Raw genomic sequence first — 3067 nt, forward strand, 5'->3', positions numbered from 1 at the left:
GCCCACGACCGATGCGGTGGTGTCTGGTCATGCCGAAGCCGGCCATCGCGAACGCGGTGAACACCCCAATGGCGTAAAACGGCACCAAAGCGTTGACCGACGCGCGGGTCACCAGCAGCAGTGCCACCGCGAGCGCCGTCAACGTGATGATCCCGTTGGAGAACACCAGCCGGTGGCCACGTTTGGTCAGCGGCCGCGGCAAAAAGCGGTCCTCGGCAACAAAACTCGCCAACGCGGGGAACCCATTGAACCCAGTGTTGGCGCCGGTGAAAAGGATTGCGGCGCTGGATGCCTGGACTAAAAAGTAGAGGACATTCCCGATTGGACCCTGACCGAAGACGGCGCGGGTGATCTCCGAGAGCATCGACGGGTATTCGTCCAGGTACGGGGTGGAGTGGGTGACATAAGCAAGCCAGGCAACACCGGCCAACAAGAATCCCAGGATGCAGGCCATGATGGTCAGCACCCGGCGGGCATTGAGGCCCTGCGGCTCTCGAAAGACGTTGACAGTGTTGGAAATCGCCTCGACGCCGGTCAGCGAGGTACCGCCGTTGGCGAAGGCGCGAAGGACCACGAGCACCGTCGCGCCCATCACCAGCCCGTTGCCCTGATGCACCGGCACCGCGCCATCGATGTGCGCCGGATCGTATTGCGGTAGACCCCAGATGATGTCACGGACCACGCCGGTCACGATCGTCAGCGTGATCATCGCGACGAATGAGTACGTCGTGATCGCGAAAATCCGGCCGGATTGCCGCAGTCCGCGCAGGTTCGCGATGCAGATCAACGTGAGCACGCCGATGGTGATTTCCAAATGATAGGGATGCAGCGCAGGTATCGCCGAGCAGAGCGCCACGGTCCCGGCCGCGGGCTGCACCGCGGCGGTGACCACATAGTCGATCAGCAGCGCCGCGGCGGCGATCTGCGCTATCCGGGGCCCGAAGTTGTCCCGGGCCACCATGTACGCCCCGCCGGTGCGGGTGTAGGCCATCACGACGCCGCGGTAGGACGCGGAGACCAACAACAGGATGAGCAGGATCACGCCAATGATCGGCAGCAGCAACGCAAACGCGGCCATTCCCGCGCGTGGTAACAGTTCGACCATCACCTGCTCGGGCCCGTAGGCGGTCGAGGAAATCGCATCGGGCGAAATAGCGCCCAGCGCAACCGGATTCGACAATCTTTCGGAGTCGAGCTGCTCGCTGGTCAGCGGTTTACCGAGGAAAATGCGCTTCCAACCGTCGGCAAACGACGGCCGGATGCCCGCGTCGCGCTGTAGTGCTGTTACCACGTATCACTTTCCTCCGGAGTCCGCGACCTGTGGAGTCAAGTCATCCACGTGGGTCAGCTGCGGTCCGGGTAACTCTATCGGAATATCAGTGGGGCGCGACCTGGGCGCCTGTCCGTTGGTGGCCGCACTCGCCATCGCGATCCGGGTCGAGATGTCGTAAGCCACAATCTGTGCGCTTGCGCCCGGGATTCGGCTGATCACTTTGGCGATCATGTCTGCGGTGCGGTCGTGCAGGAAACGGCCCAGGAGCTGGGAATACTCGCGACGAGGCAGCAACACCGTCACCTTGGTGTCCGCATGCTCCGCCATGATCTGCTGGACGAGTTCTTGCGCGGCCCGACTCAGGTTGCGGTCGAAGCAATCGACCGTCCGCAGGCCGGTGACGTGCCCGAAGTGCCGCCATTGGCGCTTGAGGCGCTCCGCATGCACGGAGTCCAGCACGAAGTGCACCGCAGTCAGCTCGTCGGCCCTGAGACCTTTGGCATAGCGCAGCGCCTCGATCTCGGCCAAGTCGACCGAGTCCACGAAGACCAGCACCCGGTGTCGGTCGTAGCTGGCCAAGTCAGGAGGTTCGGCGACCGACGTTTCCAGCACCGACGACTCGGCGCGGTACTGCCGGTTCACCCGCATCAACGCGAAGACCAGGATCGGAAAGACCACCACCACCAGCCAGGCGCCTTCGGTGAACTTCGCGATCGCGAAGATGCCCACCACGACGGTAGACAGGATTCCTGCCGAGAGGTTGATCAACAGCTTGTACCGCCACCCGGGCCCACGGTGGGTGAGCCAGTATTTGGTCATGCCGTAGCCGGCCATCGAGAAACCGGTGAACACCCCGATCGCATAGAACGGGACCAACGCGTTGAGCGAACCGCCCGTCACGATGAGCAACGCCACCGCCAGCACGGTCAGCACGATGATGCCGTTGGAGAACACCAGCCGGTGGCCACGCTTCATCAGCGGGCGTGGCAGGAAGCTGTCCTCGGCGACGAAACTCGTTAGTGCGGGAAAGCCGTTGAAGCTGGTGTTCCCGCCGGTGTAGAGGATCAGTGCGGTGGCCGCCTGAACGAGGAAATACAGAACTTTGCCGATTACGCCGTCGCCGAAGACCGCCCGTGCGATCTCGGACAGCATCGACGGATATCCACTGGCGTACGGGAAGGCATGCGTGATGTGGGCGAGCCAGGCGACGCCGGCCAACAGGAACGCGAGAATGCAGCCCATGATCGTGAGCACTCGACGCGCATTCGTGCTCTCCGGCGGACGAAAGGCGTTGACCGTGTTGGAGATCGCCTCGACGCCGGTCAGCGACGATCCGCCGTTGGCGAAGGCCCGCAACACAATCAGCAGCGTTGCGCCCATGATCAGACCGCTGCCGTGCTGCACCGGCACCGCTCCATCGGTGTGGATCGGGTCGTAGACCCGCAGGCCGCCGACGAATTCCCGAATGATTCCGACGACGATTGTCAACGAGACCATGCCGACAAATAGATAAGTCGGCAGCGCAAAGGGGAGCCCGGCTTCGCGCAATCCGCGCAGGTTGGCAAAGCACATTATGAGGACAATGCCGACGGTGACTTCCAAACTGTAGGGACCGATCGCCGGTATCGCCGAGGCCACCGCCACGGTTCCGGCCGCGCACTGCACGGCGACGGTGACGACGTAGTCGATCAGCAGCGACGCGGCGGCGATCTGGGCGACTCTGGGTCCGAAGTTCTCCCGCGCGACCACGTATGAACCGCCGGCGCGGGTGTAAACCATCACCACCTGGCGATA

General features: G+C 63.3%; 1 protein-coding gene and 1 pseudogene. Both read right to left on the minus strand.

Annotation, left to right across the window (positions count from 1 at the left end; all coding sequences use genetic code 11):
- Positions 1–1291 (minus strand): APC family permease (locus tag VN856_RS28175; protein WP_325695416.1); only part of this gene is annotated, 1291 nt, incomplete at its 3' end.
- Between the two features lie 129 nt (positions 1292–1420).
- Positions 1421–3067, minus strand: a pseudogene (locus tag VN856_RS28180) (APC family permease); the annotation flags it as partial.

It is taken from the genome of Mycobacterium sp., from assembly GCF_035603715.1.
Taxonomy (GTDB): Bacteria; Actinomycetota; Actinomycetes; order Mycobacteriales; family Mycobacteriaceae; genus Mycobacterium.